12 protein-coding genes are annotated in these 16,068 nt (G+C 61.4%); 6 read left to right on the forward strand and 6 right to left on the reverse strand.

Annotated elements, in window-relative coordinates; translation table 11 throughout:
• Positions 1-6 precede the first annotated feature (6 nt).
• The 6 genes from VH564_RS21775 to VH564_RS21800 are packed head-to-tail and all read left to right on the forward strand — an operon-like array spanning position 7 to position 7,114.
• Positions 7-1,536, forward strand: coding sequence for a sugar ABC transporter ATP-binding protein (locus VH564_RS21775; protein WP_423341941.1), 1,530 nt, complete (start codon positions 7-9; stop codon positions 1,534-1,536).
• An 11-nt stretch (positions 1,537-1,547) separates the two neighbouring features.
• Positions 1,548-2,555: an ABC transporter permease gene (locus tag VH564_RS21780; protein ID WP_423341942.1), complete on the forward strand. Its 1,008-nt coding sequence runs from the start codon at positions 1,548-1,550 to the stop codon at positions 2,553-2,555.
• A 7-nt stretch (positions 2,556-2,562) separates the two neighbouring features.
• On the forward strand, positions 2,563-3,456 hold the full coding sequence (locus VH564_RS21785) for an aldose 1-epimerase (RefSeq protein WP_423341943.1): 894 nt from the start codon (positions 2,563-2,565) through the stop codon (positions 3,454-3,456).
• Between the two features lie 42 nt (positions 3,457-3,498).
• Positions 3,499-5,130: a GMC family oxidoreductase gene (locus VH564_RS21790; protein WP_423341944.1), complete on the forward strand. Its 1,632-nt coding sequence runs from the start codon at positions 3,499-3,501 to the stop codon at positions 5,128-5,130.
• A gap of 24 nt (positions 5,131-5,154) precedes the next feature.
• Positions 5,155-6,303, forward strand: a complete 1,149-nt coding sequence (gene dgoD / locus VH564_RS21795; protein WP_423341945.1) for a galactonate dehydratase — start codon at positions 5,155-5,157, stop codon at positions 6,301-6,303.
• A 34-nt stretch (positions 6,304-6,337) separates the two neighbouring features.
• Positions 6,338-7,114 (forward strand): SDR family oxidoreductase, encoded by a 777-nt coding sequence (locus VH564_RS21800; protein WP_423341946.1) that lies wholly within the window; start codon positions 6,338-6,340, stop codon positions 7,112-7,114.
• Between the two features lie 68 nt (positions 7,115-7,182).
• Here the strand turns inward: VH564_RS21800 and VH564_RS21805 are convergent, their stop codons facing one another.
• The 6 genes from VH564_RS21805 to VH564_RS21830 form a co-directional block, all read right to left on the reverse strand.
• A complete protein-coding gene (locus VH564_RS21805; RefSeq protein ID WP_423341947.1) occupies positions 7,183-10,329 on the reverse strand; it encodes an efflux RND transporter permease subunit in 3,147 nt (1,048 codons plus the stop codon).
• Complete coding sequence (locus VH564_RS21810) at positions 10,326-11,504, reverse strand: efflux RND transporter periplasmic adaptor subunit (RefSeq protein ID WP_423341948.1); 1,179 nt, start codon at positions 11,502-11,504, stop codon at positions 10,326-10,328. The genes VH564_RS21805 and VH564_RS21810 overlap by 4 nt, the downstream gene beginning before the upstream one ends.
• A gap of 294 nt (positions 11,505-11,798) precedes the next feature.
• The gene (locus tag VH564_RS21815; protein ID WP_423341949.1) at positions 11,799-12,869 is read right to left on the reverse strand and encodes an ABC transporter ATP-binding protein; all 1,071 of its coding nucleotides are present in this window, start codon (positions 12,867-12,869) and stop codon (positions 11,799-11,801) included.
• 24 nt (positions 12,870-12,893) lie between these two features.
• Complete coding sequence (locus VH564_RS21820; RefSeq protein ID WP_423341950.1) at positions 12,894-13,742, reverse strand: carbohydrate ABC transporter permease; 849 nt, start codon at positions 13,740-13,742, stop codon at positions 12,894-12,896.
• Positions 13,735-14,673, reverse strand: a complete 939-nt coding sequence (locus VH564_RS21825) for a carbohydrate ABC transporter permease (protein ID WP_423341951.1) — start codon at positions 14,671-14,673, stop codon at positions 13,735-13,737. Before VH564_RS21825 ends, VH564_RS21820 begins: the two co-directional genes overlap by 8 nt.
• Positions 14,674-14,739: 66 nt before the next feature.
• Positions 14,740-16,002, reverse strand: coding sequence for an ABC transporter substrate-binding protein (locus VH564_RS21830; RefSeq protein ID WP_423342001.1), 1,263 nt, complete (start codon positions 16,000-16,002; stop codon positions 14,740-14,742).
• Positions 16,003-16,068 lie beyond the last annotated feature (66 nt).

Here is a 16,068-nt window from a genome sequence, read left to right on the forward strand (position 1 = left end):
AGATAGATGACCCTTGCAACCAAACTCGTAAATGACAGCTCGCAGCCGATCGTTGCCTCGATCCGGGGATGCACCAAACGCTACCCCGGCGTGCTTGCTCTCGAGAACGCTGATTTCGAGGTGGCCGCCGGCGAAGTCCGCGCGCTGCTCGGCAAGAATGGCGCAGGCAAATCGACCTTGATCCGCATGCTTACCGGAGCCGAGATGCCGGACAGCGGCACGGTGACGATTGGCGGTGAAGCCCTGGCGCAGACTGGCTCCTCGCGCGCCGCGGAGGCCTTCGCAAAGGGCGTTCGCGTCGTCTATCAGGAACTGAGCCTCGTGCCGGGCATGTCGCTCGCCGAAAATCTCTTCCTTGGTCGTTGGCCGCGCAAAGGTGGCGTCATCCAGTATGAGGCCATGGAGGCAGAAGCTGCCGAGGCCATGGGCCGCCTCGGACTTGACCTGCCGCCGGACCGCCTGGTGGTTGGGTTAAGCCCGGCAGAGCGACAATTGCTGGAGATCGCCCGCGTGCTCGTCGGCAAACCCAGGCTGGTCATCCTCGATGAACCGACAAGCTCGCTTGCAGCGGCCGAAGCCGAAAAAGTCATGACGGCCGTCACGCGCATCGCGTCGGAAGGCATAGCCGTGATCTATGTCAGCCACCGGATGAACGAAATCCGGCGTATATCCCATTACGCCACCATCATGCGGGACGGACGGATCATAGACACGGTCGATGTGAAGGGCGCCGACACAAGGGAGATCGTGCGGCTGATGCTCGGTTCGGAGTCCGAACAGGTCGCCCCATTGCAGACCGCTGCCCGGACAAAGACGGTGCTTGAGGTCAGGGAACTGGCCCTGGCACCGAAGCTGGCGTCGATATCCTTCAGGCTTCGCGAGGGCGAGGTCCTCGGGATCGCCGGATTGCTCGGCTCCGGGCGCACCGAATTGCTGCAATCGATCATGGGTGTCCGGGCCTTCGACAGCGGCACGATTTCCGTGGACGCCAATCCCATCGGTGCCCCCAACTACAAGCAGATGGTTTCGCGCGGCTTCGGGTACACGCCGGAGAGCCGCAAGGAGGAGGGGATCGTCCCTCTGCTCGGCGTCGACGAGAATACGCTGCTCACCGACTTTTCGGCCGTCAGCAGCCTAGGGGTTCTTTCCAAGAGCCGGATGTCGGCTGCCACCAGGCGCATCGTCGATCGGCTGCACGTCAAGACGGCCGAAACGGATACGCCGATCGGAACACTTTCAGGTGGCAACCAGCAGAAGGTGGTCATAGGTCGCTGGGTGCATGCCGATAGCCGCGTCCTGCTTCTCGACGAGCCGACGCGCGGCGTCGACGTCGAAGCCAAGGCCCAGATCTATGCCATCATCCGCCAATTGGCAGCGGAAGGACGGAGCATCATCTTCGTCTCCAGCGAGATCGAGGAGCTTCCTCTGGTTTGCGACCGCGTCGTCGTCCTGCGGGACGGCAGGTTGCAGGAAGAATTCACATCCCCGAACATCGATCAGGACGCCGTCATGGCCGCCTGTATCAACGACCACTGACGGAGGCCTTCATGTCAACAGACAAGGCAGCAACTGCCACCCCGCCCGCCCGCGCTCGCAAAGGCAGCTTCAGCTTCTCCCGGCACATGAACGAGGTCAGCCTGTTCGTGGCGATCATCATTCTCTACGTGGTCTTCACGTCGACAGCCGTCGGTTTTCTGTCGTTTAACAATCAGATCAACATCCTGCGTGATGCGGCCACCATCGGCATCGCGGCCTGGGCTGCGACGCTGATCATCATCGCCGGCGAAATCGACGTCAGCGTCGGTCCGATGGTGGCATTCATTTCGGTGATGCTTGCCTATTTCCTGCAATGGGGCGTGCCAACACCGCTGGCCTTCGTGATGGCCATCGCCTTCGGCGCCGTCCTCGGCTCGATTGCCGGCATCCTGCGGGCCTATTTCGACGTCCCGTCCTTCGTCGCCACGCTCGGCCTTTGGAGCGCGCTGCGCGGCACGGCGCTGTTCATCACCGACGCGCTGCCGGTCTCGATCGGGCGCAACGACATTGTCGACGCCCTCGATCAGCCGGTTCTCGGCATTCCGCCGGCTGCCATCATCATGTTGGTGCTGTTTGCGGCCTTTGCGTTCATCAGCCGCAAGACGGCCTTCGGCCGCTCCGTCTTTGCCATCGGCGGCAACGCCCATGCGTCGTTCCTGAGCGGCATCAGCGTTTCGCGCATTCGCGTCGCGCTGTTTGCCATTGCCGGCGCGATGGCCGCTATCTCCGGTATCCTGTTGGTCTCGCGCCTGGGCTCCGGCAATGCGACGGCGGCGACCGGGCTGGAGTTCGACGTCATCGCCGCCGTCGTCGTCGGCGGCACTTCGCTATCGGGAGGGCGGGGATCCATGCTGGGCACATTGCTCGGCGTCTTGGTCATCACCCTGATCGGCAATGGCCTGGTGCTGCTGGGGATCAATCCCTTCTTCCAGCAGGTCGTCCGGGGCCTGATCATCGTGGTTGCGGTTCTCGCCAACATCCAGGCGATCAAGCGCAGCATGTCGCGCAACAAGGGTTGACGAGCTCATGGCTGTCGTTGAGATCGGCTTAAATGGCTTGAACGCCCGTGTCGGCACAAGGGGCGGAATTGTCTTCCGCCTCTGGTGGGAGAGGGGCAGCGAGCGCATCCCCCTCCTGAGGCCTGCACCAAACGATGATGTCGACGCGCTTCAGGCGGGATGCTATCCGCTGGTGCCGTTTGCCAATAGGGTGGCGGGCAATCGTTTCTCATTCGGGGGGCGCGATTACGCCTTTTCGCCGAACACGACCTGGGATCCCCATTATCTTCACGGCGAAGGCTGGCAGTCGGAATGGACGGTCCTGTCACACAGCGACACGAACGTGTTGCTCGGAATGTCCTTTTCTGGAGAAGGGACGCCCTATGCCTATGAGGCCCGGCAGCGGTTTGCCATTGCTGAGGGTGCCATGACCTTCACGCTTTCTGTCAGCAATCGGGGCCCAGACCCTTTGCCTTTCGGCCTTGGCTGGCACCCTTATTTTCCGATGACGCCCGAAACGACCCTGCAGGCAAAGGCAGAGCGGTTCTGGACGGAGATCGAAGGCTGGATGCCGGGCGAGGCATCGGCTTTCCCACCGGACCTCGATTTCTCCTTGCCGCGCCCCCTGCCACACCGCTGGGTGAATAACGGCTTTGAAAACTGGGACGGAACCGCAGAGATCACCTGGCCGGAGCGTCGTGCAAAGCTTCGGCTGACGGCCGATCCGCTGTTCCGGCATGCCTTCGTCTTCGTCTCGGACAGCCTTTTCGATCCCACCTTCAAGCGCGACTATTTCTGTTTCGAGCCCATGTCGCACCTGGCGAACGGCCACAATCTGCCTGATCTCGGCGATCTCAAAATCCTGAACAGGGACGAGACGCTTTCCGGCAGCATCACGCTTCGACCGGAGGCGCTGGTATGATGCGAAGCAAACCATCAAGAGCCACAGGCTCCGGAGACTGTGATGTCTGATCAAGGACAGTTCGATTACGTTGTTGTCGGCGGCGGTAGTGCCGCCTGTGTGGTCGCGGCGCGGCTGGTGAGCGACGGCAAGGCGCGTGTGCTTCTGCTTGAACGTGGTCCACGCAAGGCCAATCCGATCATGCATTATCCGGCCGGTTATATGAAGTTCCTGGCCAAGGACACCTATCTGCAACTGCACAAGACCAAGCCCCAGCCACAGCTGGACGGTCGTGCGCCGACCGTCCCCCAAGGCAAGGTTCTGGGCGGCGGCAGCACGGTCAATGCCATGGTCTATATGCGGGGCCAGGCCGCGGATTACGATCGCTGGAACGCCGCGGTGACGGCGCCAGGCAGCAACAGCGACGGTGCATGGTCTTACCAGGACATGCTGCCGCATTTCAAACGCCAGGAAGACAATGACCATCTCGGGGGAGAATTTCACGGCGTCGGCGGGCCGCTGAAGATCTCTGATCTCGGCCACACCAGTCCGATGACCCGAACCTATGTCAAAACCCTGCAGGCCATGGGCATCCCCTATAATCCCGACTTCAATGGCGCCGAGCAGTTCGGTGTCGGTTTCATGCAACATACCATCGATTGGCGGACGCATCGCCGCTGCAGCGCCGTCGATGCTTTTCTCCAACCCGTCATTGACAATCCTCTGCTGACGATCGAGACCGGGGCGACCGTTACGCGCATCCGGATGGACGCGGGCCGGGCAACCGGCGTCGACTATATCCAGAACGGCAGTCACAAGACGGCCCTGGCGGGCGCTGAAGTCATCCTGGCCGCCGGCGCCTACCAGACGCCGAAATTGCTGATGCTATCCGGCATTGGGCCGGAGGACGAACTGTCCCGCCATGGCATCAAGACGGTTGTTGCGCTTGGCGGCGTTGGGAAGAACCTGCAGGATCATTACGAATGTCCGGTGGTTGCGACCACCAAGGGGTCGTTCGGCTATTATGGGCAGGATAGGGGTTGGCCGATGATCAAGGCCGGTCTGCAGTATCTGCTGTTCGGTTCAGGCCCGGTGTCGACCACCGGTGTCGAAACCTGCGCCTTCTTCGACCCTGAAAACGGTGACAATGCCGAGCCGACCATCCAGATGTTCTGCGTCCCGACCGTCTACCTCGACCGTGACGTCATGGGCACCGAACCAGGCGATGGGGTCACCATAAACTCGCTGCTCCTGCGCCCCAAGGCGCGCGGCAGCGTCACGCTCTCTTCATCCGATCCCTTTGCCGATCCGATCGTCGACACCCAGATTTTCGGGCACCCGGACGACCTGAAGACCACCATGGCGGGCTTTCGTTTTGCCCGGAGCGTACTGGCGGCCTCGCCGATGCGCGACCTCATCGACAGGGAGATCTTTCCCGGCGCCGATGTCGTCAGCGATGAGGCGATTGCTGCTCATTGCAAACGGACGGTCAAGACCGGCTATCATCCCGTCGGCACTTGCAAGATGGGACACGACCAGGACAGTGAGGCCGTGCTGACGGCGGACCTTCGTGTGCGCGGTGCAACGGGCCTTCGGGTCATCGACGCATCGATCATGGCGACGATCGTCAGCGGCAACACCAATGCCGCCGTTTTGGCAGCGGCCGACAAAGCTGCCGATCTCATACTTGCCTGAGGCACAACGCCAAGGATCACGCCGATGAAAATCACCAAGTTCACCACCTATATTGTTCCGCCACGCTGGATGTTCCTGAAGATCGAGACAGACGAGGGCATCGTCGGCTGGGGAGAGCCCGTCGTCGAAGGTCGGGCACTGACCGTCCAGGCGGCCGTCCACGAACTGGAAGATTACCTGATCGGCAAGGATCCTTTCCTGATCGAGGATCATTGGAACGTCATGTATCGCGCAGGCTTCTACCGCGGCGGCGCCATCCATATGAGCGCCATCGCCGGTATCGATCAGGCGCTTTGGGACATCAAGGGCAAGGCGCTGGGTCAGCCGATCCACTCACTGCTTGGCGGCCAGGTGCGCGACAAGATCAAGGTCTATTCCTGGATCGGCGGCGACCGTCCCGCAGATGTCGCCCAGAATGCCAGGGAGGTGGTGGCTGCCGGCTTCCAGGCGATCAAGATGAACGGCGCGGAAGAGATGCAGATCGTCGACAGCCACGAGAAGATCGACGCGATCGTGACGACCATCGGCACAGTGCGCGATGCGATCGGCCCCTATATCGGCATCGGCGCCGATTTCCACGGGCGTGTCCACCGCCCCATGGCAAAGGTGCTTGCCAAGGAGCTCGACCAGTTCAAGCTGATGTTCATCGAGGAGCCGGTTCTCTCGGAGAATCGCGAGGCTCTCAAGGAAATTGCCAATCATTGCTCCACACCGATCGCGCTGGGCGAGCGGCTTTACTCCCGCTGGGACTTCAAGGGCGTGCTCGCGGATGGCTATGTCGACATCCTGCAGCCCGATCTCTCCCATGCTGGCGGCATCACCGAATGCCGCAAGATCGCCTCGATGGCAGAAGCCTACGACGTCGCCCTGGCGCCCCATTGTCCGCTCGGACCGATCGCGCTCGCCGCCTGCCTGCAGCTTGATGCGGTCAGCTACAATGCCTTCATCCAGGAGCAGAGCCTGGGGATCCATTACAACGAAGGCAATGACGTCCTCGACTACATCTCCAACAAGGATGTCTTCCATTACGAAAACGGCTTCGTCTCCATCCCGCAAGGCCCCGGTCTTGGCATCGAGGTCGACGAGGCCTACGTGATCGAACGCGCCAAGCAGGGCCACCGCTGGCGAAATCCGGTGTGGCGGCATGAGGACGGCAGTGTTGCCGAGTGGTAGAGATGCCGAGAAAGCTAAGAAGCGAGATCTGCCTATGAGCCGCCGTCTGTCTGGAAAACACATCCTCGTCACCGGCGCCGCGCAGGGGATAGGCCTTGCGATTGCCAAAGCCTGTATCGCAGAGGACGCAGCCCTCTTCCTGATCGACATGGATGGCGCGCTGCTGGCGGATGAGGCGCAGACATTGCTGTCATCCGGGGCAAGGCTCGGCTATGCCCGGGCCGATATTACCGATGCCGCCGCTATCCATACCATCGTTGCCCAGGCTGGACGCGAGATTGGCCCAATCAACGCGCTCATCAACAATGCCGGGATCAATGTCTTCTCTGAGCCCCTGGAGACGACAGATGCCGAATGGGATCGTTGCTTCGATGTCAATCTCAAGGGTGCCTGGAACTGCTGCAAAGCCGTCCTGCCTGGCCTGATCGAACAGGGCGGCGGGGCGATCCTCAATATCGCCTCCACTCACGCCTTTACGATCATTCCTCACACATTCCCCTATCCGCTCGCCAAGCATGCGCTGCTCGGAATGACCAAGTCGCTTGGGCTCGAATATGCAGCCAGGAACATTCGCGTCAACGCGCTCGCGCCGGGCTATGTCTCCACCCAGAAGGTCATCGACTACTGGAACAGCTTTGCCGATCCGATCGCGGCCAAGGCGGAGACGATGCGGCTGCATCCGGGCGGCCGGATTGCCACGCCTGAGGAGATCGCCCTGGCAGCCGTCTTCATGATATCAGACGAATGCCCTTTCATGAACGCCACCTGCCTGACGATAGACGGTGGGCTGAGCGTTCAACAGCATCCGTAGCCGCAATCAGGCGCAAGCGATATTCCTGAACATCCCGCTCGGGCGGCCCTTTGCTGGCCGCGCGAAACCTAAAGCCTGCTCGTCACGGCCGTCTCGCCTCGGCCTTTCCTGCGCTGTAGCCGGTCCAGCAGCAGATAGATCACCGGCGTCGTATAGAGCGTCAGAATCTGGCTGACGAGCAGGCCGCCGACGATGGCATAGCCGAGCGGCTGGCGGATTTCCGCACCGCTGCCGTGACCGATGGCCAAGGGAATGCCGCCAAGCAAAGCGGCCATTGTCGTCATCAGGATGGGACGGAAGCGAAGCTTCGCCGCCTTGGTGATCGCCTCCTCGCTCGACAGCCCCTCCGTCTTTTCCGCCTGGATCGCGAAATCCACCAGCATAATGCCGTTCTTCTTGACGATGCCGATTAGCAGAATGACGCCGATCATCGCGACCAGGCCAAAGTCGATGCCAGCCGCCATCAGTGCCAGGAGGGCGCCGAGGGCGGCCGATGGCAGGGTTGAAAGAATGGTCAGCGGATGGATCAGGCTCTCATAGAGAACGCCGAGGATGATGTAGACGACGATGAGCGAGGCGAGGATCAACAGCGGCACCGTCGACAGCGATTCCTGGAACGCCTTGGCGCTGCCTGAGAAGCTGCCCTGTAGTGAGGCAGGGGGGTGGAGGTTGGAGACTGCGGCCTCGATGGCATTGGTGGCATCGCCGAGCGCCACCGAGGGTGCGAGGTTGAACGAGACCGTGACGGCCGGCGACTGGCCCTGATGCGTGATCGAGACCGGCGAAATGCCGTTGGTCGACCATTTCGCAACATTCGACAATGGCACGAGGGTGCCGTCATTGGCTTTAACCGACAGGCGGTCCAACGTGCTGATGTCACGCTGCAGATTGGGCAGCACCTCGAGGATCACGTGGAACGTATCCGTCTGGGTCGAGTAGGACGCCACCTGCCTCTGACCGAACGCATCGTAGAGCGTGTCATCGATCGTCGCCGGCATGACGCCGTAGAGCGTGGCTGCGGCCCGGTCGATCTTGATCGACAGGTTGGGCGCCTCGGCCTGCTGATCGCTGCCGACGTCCGTCAGTTGCGGGAGGGCCTGCAAGGCCGTGACCACCTTGCCGGACCATTCGGAGAGCTCGGAGATGTTCGAGTCCTGCAGCGTGTATTGATATTGCGTGCGAGCCGGACGGGCACCGATGTTGATGTCCTGGGCGGCCTGCATGAAGAGCTTGATGCCCTGTTGCTGCCCCAGCGCCTCACCAAGTCGGGCGATCACCTGCTTGGCGCTTGCGTCCCGCTCCTCCCGTGACTTCAGCGTGATGTTGACGTGGCCCTGGTTCATGGCATTGCCGCCATTGCCGCCGCCGATGTCCATGAACACGCTGTAGACCGCAGGATCCTTGAGGATGATGGCGCTCACCTTCTCCTGAAGCTTCGACATCTCGCTGTAGGAGATATCCGGCGACGCTTGCGACTGCCCGGCGATGAACCCGGTATCCTGTTCCGGGAAGAAGCCTTTCGGAATGATCACGAAGAGATAGGCGGTCAGCGCAACGGTGCCGATAAAGACTGCAAGCGTGAGGTAGCTGTGCCGCAGAACGGGTATCAGGCTACGGCTATAGAGGCCCAAAAGCCAATCGAAGACAGCTTCGCCGATCTGATAGAGCCTGCCGTGGCGTTCCTTTGCGAGCGGCCTGATGAAGCGGGCGGCCAGCATCGGGGTCATTGTCAGCGAGACAAAGGCCGAGATGGCGATGGTGATCGTCAACGTCACCGCAAATTCTCGGAAGAGGCGGCCGACGATGCCGCCCATCAAGAGAAGCGGGATGAGCACGGCGATCAGGGACAGACTGATCGACAGGATCGTGAAGCCGATTTCGCGCGCGCCTTTCAGCGCCGCCGCCGTCGGTGCGATGCCGTCCTCGATAAGGCGGGTGATGTTTTCGAGCATGACGATGGCGTCGTCGACAACGAAGCCGACGGCGACGACCAAGGCCATCAGCGACAAGTTATCGAGACTGAAGCCCAAGACCCACATCGGGGCAAGAGCGCCCACAAGCGCAATCGGCAAGGTCAGGGTAGGGATGAGCGTCGCGCGGAAATTGCGCAGGAACACGAAGATGACCAAAACCACCAATCCAACGGTGAGCAGCAGGGTCCATTGGACATCGGTCACGGAGGCCCGGATCGTCGAGGTCCGGTCGGTTACCAATTCGAGCTTGATCGATTTCGGCAACGAGGCTTGCAGCGCCGGCAACTGCGTCTTGATGGCGTCGACGACGGAAATAACATTGGCGCCCGGTTGCCGGAAGACGTCGAGGGCGATACCGCGCACGCCGTTGGTCCAATGGGCCATCTTGGCATCTTCGGCACCGTCCACCGCGCTGCCGATATCGCGGATGCGGACAGGGCCGCCGTTGCGGTAGGCAATGACGGTATCGTTCCACTCGGCAGCGCTGGTGATCTGGTCGTTGGTGTAGATCGGAAAGGTTCGGGTCGGGTCGTCGATATTGCCCTTGGGGGCGCTGAGGCTGAGATTGCCGATGGCGCTGCGGACATCCTCGAGCGTCACGCCGGCTTCCGCCAGTCTACCAGGATCGACCGCGATGCGGATTGCCGGTTTCTGTTGCCCGCCAATGTTGACATAGGCGACGCCGGACACCTGGCCGATCTTGGTGGCGACGTTGCGCTCGATATATTCGTCGAGCTCAGGCAATGGCAGCGTGTCCGAGGTGGCGGACAATTGCATGACAGGCGCGTCTGCCGGGTTGACCTTGTGCACCGTCGGCAGCGACGGCATGTCCTTCGGAAGCGTGGCCGAGGCATCGTTGATCGCCGTCTGCACGTCGCTGGCGGCTGTCTGGATGTTCTGGTCGAGGGCGAACTGGATGGTGATCGACGACGTGCCGAGAGAACTCGACGAGGTCATCTCGGTGATGCCGCTGACACGCGACAACGCCTCCTCGATCGGCTGGGCGACCGTTGCCGCCATCGTTTCCGGCGAAGCGCCGGGAAGGCTCGCCGATACCTGGATCGTCGGAAAGTCGATCTCCGGCAGGGCTGCCACAGGCATGAAGGGATAGCAGATCATGCCGAGCAGGAGGATGCCGACCATGATGAGGCTGGTTGCGACGGGGTGGCGGATGAAGAAGGCGAAGAAGCCGTCTTCTTGCGAGGCCCCGGATGAAGAGGCCGTGCCCTGAGCGCCCCTCACTTGGAGGCTCCGGCGGCGAGTTCACCCGTCGGCGAACCGGTCCAGGGCGCCACCTTGACGAGCGAACCCGCACCGATCCTGGATTGACCGTCCATCACGACATTATCGCCGTCCGCGATGCCCTTCGTGACAAGCGCTCGCGCCTGCGTGACGAAGGGGGAGGTTACCTCGCGCATCTGCACCTTGTTGTCGCTTCCCACCACATAGGCGTAGAGGCCGGATTGGCCCCGGGCCAGCGCCTTGTCGGGAACGACGACGCCTTTGCGGACGGCAACCGTCAACCGTGTCGCCACCGGCAACCCGGGCCAGAGCTTGCCGTCTCCATTGGCAAAGGTGGCGCGCAGGTGGACCGACCCGTTCGACGCATCGACGGCATTGTCGATGACCGTCAGCTTGCCGACGCCGAGGGACTGAAGTCCATCGGTGGAGAACGCCTCGACTGTGGCAATGCCGTTCTTCAATGCCTCCCTGATCTCGCCGAACCGATCGCCGGGTGCGACGAAAGACACGGCGATCGGGTCCATCTGGGTGATCGTCACGATGCCGTTGGTCGAGCTGGCGCTGACCACGCTGCCGACGTCGACCTGCCGGAAGCCGACCCGGCCGGTGAAGGGGGCAACCACGGTGGCAAAACCCAGCTGGGTCTGCGCATTCATGATCATCGCATCGTCCGACTGGACGGCTGCGGTATATTGCTGGCTGAGGGAATTCTTCTGCTCGACGAGCGCCGTCGAGGCAATGCCTTTTTCCGCCAGCGACGCATAGCGCTCGGCGTCCGCCTTGGCGCTCTTGAGCTGGGCGTCGTCCTGTGCGCGTTTGGCCTGGGCGGAAGCCAGATCCGACAGAAGCTGCCGATCGTCCAGCTTCAGGAGGACCGCACCTTTCTGGACGACTTCCCCCTCGGCAAAGGGAATTTCCACCGCCTGTCCGTCCATGCGCGGCCTGACCACGACCGACTGCAGGGGAGCCACCGTGCCGATCCCATTGATGACCTTATGAATATCCTCCGTACCGGCTCTGATAGCTGTGACAGGAACCGCTTGGGAAACCTCGGCAGATGCGGCCGTCTTTCCGTGGTCTGAGGACTGTGTCCAGAACCCGTAACCGCCGGCAGCGACGAAAGCGGCCAAGAGCGCGACAGCACCCCACTTGGAAAATGTCGGAGCAGTCGCCATGTTTACCCGCCATGAAGTTGGACGATCATATTGCGGCACAGGAATGCGGCGCGCCCGTCTTTGTTCCGCAAGACATCGCTTAAATTATGTCGATTTGACTGAAATAACAATAGGTTGCGTGTAATTTCCGATGCTTGCCAGCCCTGCTTGCAGGCTGACCTGCGCGGCGGATACGCCTATGGTCGGAAAGGGCCGGTTGATTGTACAACCCAAGGGTTCAAGGCCGCCAATCCCCTCCGGCGTTGTGAGGGGCGGTTTGCGCCTACTCGTTGTCCCTCTCCGGTTGGAACAGCGTCAGAGCGCGATGCCGCTTTGGCGATCGAAGACATAGACCTGGTCCGGGTTCACGCCGACCGTAAGTAAGGCCCCTTGCCTGACGGGCAGATCGCCATCGACAACCGCGGTCACCTGCTGGCCGGCCACATCCAGAAGGACATGGGTCTGGGCACCTGTCGGTTCGACCAGCAAGATCGTGCCGGATATCGGGGAGCCGCCCTCGGATGGCGTGAGATTTTCCGGGCGCAGGCCGATGGTCACCGATTGGCCCGGGCTTACGCGACGTTCGGGCATGATCCGCAGCAGCGTGCCGTCTTTCAACCTTACCGATGGGCCGCCACCATCGGCCTCGACGACGCCCTCCAGAACGTTCATGGCAGGCGATCCGATGAAGCCGGCAACGAACAGGTTGGCGGGCGAGCGATAGAGCTCCAGCGGCGTTCCGTGCTGCTCGATCCTGCCCTGGTTGAGGACGACGATCCGGTCGGCAAGCGTCATGGCTTCGATCTGATCGTGGGTCACGTAGATCGACGTCGTCTGCACCTTGTTGTGAAGCGTCTTGATCTCGGCGCGCATCTGCACGCGAAGCTTGGCATCGAGATTGGACAAGGGTTCGTCGAACAGGAAGACCGACGGGTTGCGAACGACGGCGCGGCCCATGGCGACGCGCTGGCGCTGACCGCCGGAGAGCTGGGCCGGTTTCCGCTCCAGCAGTGCCGTCAGATCCAGCATCCGCGCCGCCTCGGCCACCCGCTGCTCGATCACAGGTTTGGGCTCGCCCGATAGCTTCAGGTTGAACCCCATGTTCTGGGCGACGGTCATGTGCGGATAGAGCGCGTAGGACTGGAACACCATGGCGATGTTGCGCTCGCGCGGCGTCAGCGCGTTGACGATGTCGCCGCCGATGAACACATCGCCGCCGGTGATCTCCTCGAGGCCGGCGATCATCCGCAGCAATGTCGACTTGCCGCAGCCGGAAGGGCCGACAAGAGCGATGAATTCGCCGTCGCTGACGGAGAGCGATATGTCATGGATGACGTCCAATGCGCCGTATGTCTTGCGGATGTTCTGCAGTTCGACGGATGCCATGGGGGTATGCTCCGATTGCGCTTCTCAGGACTTCACGGCACCGGCAGTGAGGCCGGCGATGATATGCTTCTGCGCGAGGAAAAAGACGATGATGGTGGGCAGGATGGTGAGGGTGATGAAGGCAAGCACCAGCTGCCACTGCGTGCCGAATTCGCCGCGATACACCATGATGCCGAGCGGCCAGGGATAGATCGATTCCGAGTTCAGCATGATCAGCGGCAGGATGTAGCTGTTCCAGCTGCCGACGAAGGAAATGATGCTGACGGTGGCGATAATCGGGCGCGACAGCGGAAGGGTGATGTACCAGAAAAAGCGGATGTAGCCGCAGCCATCGACCAGTGCCGCCTGGAAAAGTTCTTCGGGCAAATTCTTGAAATAATTGCGCAACAGCAGGATGCTCATGCCAAGCCCGAAGGCCACCTGCGGCAGGACGACGCCCCAGTAGGTGTTGAGCAGTCCGAGATCGCGGATGCGGATGAACAGCGGCAGGATGGCCGTGGCGGCTGGAAACATCAGGCCGATCAGGAAGTAGTTGAGCAGGAAGTTCGAGCCGAAGAAGCGGACATGGGCAAAGGTGAAGGCCGCCATCGCAGACACGGTCACGGTCAGGAAGACCGTGAGGACCGCGATGACCAGCGAATTCATCATCTGTCGCCAGTAGCGATCGCCGAACAGGATGTCGGTGTAGTTCTCGGGGTGCCATTCAGCGGGGAGGCCGAAGGGATTGACCCGGAGATCGCCGAGGCTCTTGAAGCCACCGATCGCCGTCGTCAGCAAGGGAACGAGGACAATGGCCGCAATGAGGGTCAGCGACAGATAGAGATAGGCCTTTGTGCCAGCGCTGACGCGCACGCCTGTGCTCATGTTAGTCATTGCGCATGAATATCCGTTTATAGCCGAAGGCAAGCGTGACACAGATGACGAACAGCACCACACCGACGGCGCTGCCGAGACCCACCTGCATGCGCGTGACGCCGAAGTTAAAGAGGAAGGTCACCATCGTCTGGGTCGAGTTGAAAGGCCCGCCGCCGGTCAGCGGCATGATGAGATCGAAAAGCTGCAGCGAGCCGACGATCGCAAAGAAGACCGAGAGACGCAGCGTCGAGGCGAGCAGGGGCAGGGTGACATATCGGAATTTCTGCCAGCCGGTCGCGCCATCGATTTCGGCTGCTTCCAGCACGCTCTTGTCGAGAGACTGCAGGCCGGCAATGAACAACATCATGTGGAAGCCGAAATACTTCCAGACGATGACGGCGAGCACCGCGTAGATCGCCAGATCCTTGTCGGCAAGGACATAGGGTGTCTCCACGCCGAAAAGATGAGCCAGCGAAGCAAACAGGCCGTAGTCGCCGTCGTAGACGAAACGCCAGATGAGGCCGGCCGCCACTTCGGCCAGCACATAGGGCAGAAAGAAGATCAGCCGGAAGAGAACGACGCCGGCGATCTTGTTGGCGAGCATGGTCGACAGCCAGATGGCCAGCGGAATCTGCACGATGATCGAGACCACGACAATCAGCGCGTTGTTCTTGAGCGAGGTCAGGAAGGCAGTGTTGTTGAACAGGACCTGGAAATTTCGCAGCCCGACGAAATCGGTGGGCGCGCCGTAACCACTCCATTTATAGAGGCTGTACCAGGCGGCTTCCCCCATCGGCAGAATGACGAAGAGGGTGAAAAGCAGCAGGGCCGGAGGCAGGAAGAGGAGCAGCACCGGCAACTGGCCACGGCCGGCAGACCCCTTCCGCCTGATGGCGGCCTTCGATGGCGCTGTTGACCGGATGGTCGATGTCGCGCTGATATCGGTCATGAAGATCCCGCGTTTTTAGTATCAGGATGAAACCGGCGGCCTTAAGACAAGACCGCCGGTTCGGCGTCAGAGCTGGTCCTGCTCGAAAGCGTCCTGGATCTGTGCCGCACCGTCCTTCGGCGCGATCTGACCGGAGACGATGCCGACGGACACGTCGTTGACCACACGGCCGACGGAAGGTCCGAGATCCTGGTCGAAGAAGTTCTGGTGCCAGGTCGTTTGGGCGAGCTGCTCGGCCGCCTGCTTCAGCAGCGGGTTGGTGATGCCATCCTTGGCGCCGACGGCAGCCGGTATGATCATGCCCGCCTTTGCCATCAGCCGCTGGTTATCGGCGTTGTTGAGGTAGGCGAGAAAATCGAGCGCTTCCGGCGGCGCCTTCTTCGAGACGGCCCAGGCGTTTAGGCCGCCGAGGGTATCGGTGACCGCCCCTGCGCCACCTGTCACGGCGGGAAATGCGAAACGGCCGATATTGTCGCTCGCAAGACCCTTGCCGTCGCCGGCATTTGTCTTCTGGTTGCCCTCGGTATTTTCAAAGCCAAGGATCATGGCGGCCTTGCCGTCTGCAAACACGCCCAGCGTCTGCGGCCAGGTGGCGCCGAGATAGCCCGGCTGGAACGGTTGGAGCTTGCCGAGCTCGGCCAGCTGTTCGCCGGCCTTTACGACTGCCGGATCGTTGAAGCCATTACCCTTGCCATTCTTGGCGGCGTCGAAGACCTTCTGGCCGCCGTCGCGCATGACAAGGTAACTCCAGTAGAAGTGAATGGGCCATTTCTCACCGCCGGCGCCGGCAATCGGCACAATCCCAGCATCCTTGATCTTCTTGACCGCAGCCAGATAGTCATCCCAGGTCTTGATCGCGGCCGCATCGACGCCCGCCTTGGCAAACAACGCCTTGTTGTAGAAGAACGACACCGTTCCAAGCTTGAAGGGTACGGCGCTGATTTTCCCGTCGAAGGTCAGGCCTTCGATGGCGGCAGGATTGAAACTCTTCTGCCAAGCGCCGTCATTGGCTTTCATGGCCGTTGTCAGGTCGAGCAGGGCGCCTGTCGCCATCTGCTGTTTCAGCACGCCACCGCCCCAGCTGTAGAAGAAATCGGGCGCGTCGCTGGATTGCAGCAAGGTCGGCAGCTTTGCCTTGAAAGCTTCGTTTTCCAGGAACTGCATCTGGATCTTCACGCCCGGATGCTTGGCCTCGTAGGTGTCGGCGATCTTGCGCCAGATCGCGACATAGCCGGGGTCGAGCTCAAGATGCAGCCATTTGACGGTGGTGTCTGCCATGGCGCTGGCAGCACCCAGCAGAATGGCAAGTCCGGTGGAAACAGTAAGCATAGCGGTGCGTTTACCGCGAAGGGCTCTCACCCCAACGATCTGAAGCATGGATTCTCCTCCCAAGGG

It is taken from the genome of Rhizobium sp. HT1-10, from assembly GCF_049472505.1.
In the GTDB taxonomy this organism is placed as follows: domain Bacteria; phylum Pseudomonadota; class Alphaproteobacteria; order Rhizobiales; family Rhizobiaceae; genus Rhizobium.

What these genes read in the sequence shown, in the direction of transcription:
- VH564_RS21780 (WP_423341942.1), top strand. Translation starts at nt 1,548, where the DNA reads ATGTCAACAGACAAGGCAGCAACTGCCACCCCGCCCGCCCGCGCTCGC.
- dgoD (WP_423341945.1), top strand. Translation starts at nt 5,155, where the DNA reads ATGAAAATCACCAAGTTCACCACCTATATTGTTCCGCCACGCTGGATG.
- VH564_RS21800 (WP_423341946.1), top strand. Translation starts at nt 6,338, where the DNA reads ATGAGCCGCCGTCTGTCTGGAAAACACATCCTCGTCACCGGCGCCGCG.
- VH564_RS21790 (WP_423341944.1), top strand. Translation starts at nt 3,499, where the DNA reads ATGTCTGATCAAGGACAGTTCGATTACGTTGTTGTCGGCGGCGGTAGT.
- VH564_RS21785 (WP_423341943.1), top strand. Translation starts at nt 2,563, where the DNA reads ATGGCTGTCGTTGAGATCGGCTTAAATGGCTTGAACGCCCGTGTCGGC.
- VH564_RS21825 (WP_423341951.1), bottom strand. Translation starts at nt 14,673, where the DNA reads ATGACCGATATCAGCGCGACATCGACCATCCGGTCAACAGCGCCATCG.
- VH564_RS21815 (WP_423341949.1), bottom strand. Translation starts at nt 12,869, where the DNA reads ATGGCATCCGTCGAACTGCAGAACATCCGCAAGACATACGGCGCATTG.
- VH564_RS21820 (WP_423341950.1), bottom strand. Translation starts at nt 13,742, where the DNA reads ATGACTAACATGAGCACAGGCGTGCGCGTCAGCGCTGGCACAAAGGCC.
- VH564_RS21810 (WP_423341948.1), bottom strand. Translation starts at nt 11,504, where the DNA reads ATGGCGACTGCTCCGACATTTTCCAAGTGGGGTGCTGTCGCGCTCTTG.
- VH564_RS21775 (WP_423341941.1), top strand. Translation starts at nt 7, where the DNA reads ATGACCCTTGCAACCAAACTCGTAAATGACAGCTCGCAGCCGATCGTT.
- VH564_RS21830 (WP_423342001.1), bottom strand. Translation starts at nt 16,002, where the DNA reads ATGCTTACTGTTTCCACCGGACTTGCCATTCTGCTGGGTGCTGCCAGC.